A 1,920-nucleotide genomic window follows, 5' to 3' on the forward strand; every position below is an offset into this window, starting at 1 on the left:
TCAGAGGATATTGATTTAACATTTTTGAATACTGAGCTTAGCGAGAAACAAAAAGATAGGGCTCTTAAGAAAATCGAGGAAGTGCTGTGGTCTGGCTTGTCTATTCAAAAGTTACCTGATGAAAGGAGTAAGGTGGCTAAAAGTTCTCTCGTCTGGTTAGATGACATTGGGTCAGATTATCGGATTAAACTAGAAATAGGGAGCACTATTAGACCAGAACCAAGTCAAAAGATGACACTCCAAACCTATATCCAAGATTATTTAGAAGAAAATGGTATGTTTGATGTCATCGAAGAATTTGAACTTGAACTCATTGAAGTCAATGTTTTGGATATTACACGAACATTTTTAGATAAGGTTTTGGCTGTTAAACGACACGCTTTCAATCAAGACTTATTGAGGAAGGTGCGGCATATTTATGATGTGGTGAAACTTTTTGAGCATCCAGAAGTTCAGAACTTTTTATCAGATGAGGCAGCGTTTAAGGAATTGCTTCATCTTACTAAGAGGACAGATCAGTTCTATATTGGAAAGCGAAAAAATCATATTGAGGATTATAATCCTGATACACCATTTGCTTTTGAGAATTGGAAGTCTTTGTTTATTGCGCCTGATATTCGAAAAAATTATGAAAGCTTACATGAGGAATTACTTTATACAGAAGTTCCACAGAAATTTGATAAAGCCATTGGAGTATTTGAACAGATTGATGGTATTTTACAAAAAGTTGAAAATGATTAGCAAGTTGCTAGTCATTTTTATTTTGGGGTTTGGGGCGAAGCCACCATGTTTTCTTATCGTCGGCTGACAAACCTGTAAGGTTTGGGGTCAGCTGGCGATTAGATTTTGGGTTATTGTGGACACAATAACTGAGCTCGCCAAAAGCCGAAAAGCGAAGCGATGAGGCTTTTAGGAAGACCCCCGTATCTGATACGGTATCGGGTTAGACCCGATAGAGGCAACTAGAGAAGGAGTATAACGAGATGACAGACCACTATCGCATTATCCGTAAGGAAATCAATCTGACACCAGAGGAGCTGCGGCAGATTCAGGAGCTGATGAGGCAAGAACACGCAGAGCAATTCTCCCCCTTTGTCCGTCAAAAGCTAATGGATTTAGTTGAAGGGAGGCAGTCGGTAGCTGACTGGTTTACCCTCTGGCAGTCCCAGAAGATTGAACAAATCAGCCGAGACATCTTACAGGTGACTATCATGGCCGAACAGACCCAGCGGGTCACGGCAGAGCACTTGCGAATTATCCTAACCTGTGTGCAAGAGCTGATGGCTGAAGTCGAGAAGGCTATCCCACTCAGTCCAGATTTTCGTGACAAGTACATGGGAGGTTAGATATGGAAAATCGTTACCGCACTAACCTCAAAAAAGTCTTTCTAACGGACCAGGAGTTAGCAACTCTGAATAATCGTATTGGACAGAGTGGCTGTAAAAATTTCTCTGCTTATGCTAGAAAGGTGCTGCTCAATCCCAATATGACCTTTCTGACCATTGATACCAGTAACTATGACGACCTGGTCTTTGAACTGAAGCGTATCGGAAATAATCTCAATCAAATTGCACGGACTGTCAACCAAACTCATCTTCTAACGTCAAGCGACTGTGAGTTCTTGGTACAGGGCATTGGTCAACTCATCAAGGAAGTGGAGAAGGACTTTAACATCAAGTGCCAGCAGCTGAAGGAGTTTTATGGTTGTCACTAAGCACTTTGCGGTGCATAGCACCAAGTACCGCAAGAGTCTCATCAAGTACATCCTCAATCCAGAAAAGACGAAGCAGCTGAAGCTGGTCTCTGATTTTGGCATGAGCAATTACCTGGACTTTCCCAGCTATGAGGAATTGGTGGAGATGTATCAGGCTAACTTGACCAACAATGATCGGCTCTATGATTCAAGAAACGACCGTCAGC

General features: G+C 41.9%; 3 protein-coding genes and 1 pseudogene. All 4 read left to right on the top strand.

Annotated features, from left to right (window positions below):
- Positions 1-741 (top strand): nucleotidyl transferase AbiEii/AbiGii toxin family protein (locus tag ACERC5_RS10035; protein ID WP_373660668.1); only part of this gene is annotated, 741 nt, incomplete at its 5' end.
- A 242-nt stretch (positions 742-983) separates the two neighbouring features.
- The gene (locus ACERC5_RS10040; protein ID WP_373659414.1) at positions 984-1,346 is read left to right on the top strand and encodes an SAG1252 family conjugative relaxosome accessory protein; all 363 of its coding nucleotides are present in this window, start codon (positions 984-986) and stop codon (positions 1,344-1,346) included.
- A gap of 2 nt (positions 1,347-1,348) precedes the next feature.
- On the top strand, positions 1,349-1,714 hold the full coding sequence (mobC, locus tag ACERC5_RS10045) for a plasmid mobilization relaxosome protein MobC (protein ID WP_373659413.1): 366 nt from the start codon (positions 1,349-1,351) through the stop codon (positions 1,712-1,714).
- A pseudogene (locus ACERC5_RS10050) lies at positions 1,701-1,920 on the top strand (relaxase); the annotation flags it as partial. The gene mobC and the pseudogene ACERC5_RS10050, both read left to right, overlap by 14 nt.

This window comes from Streptococcus sp. E24BD, assembly GCF_041807825.1.
Lineage (GTDB): Bacteria > Bacillota > Bacilli > Lactobacillales > Streptococcaceae > Streptococcus > Streptococcus entericus.

Coding starts and splice junctions, on each gene's coding strand:
- ACERC5_RS10040 (WP_373659414.1), top strand. CDS start 984: ATGACAGACCACTATCGCATTATCCGTAAGGAAATCAATCTGACACCA.
- mobC (WP_373659413.1), top strand. CDS start 1,349: ATGGAAAATCGTTACCGCACTAACCTCAAAAAAGTCTTTCTAACGGAC.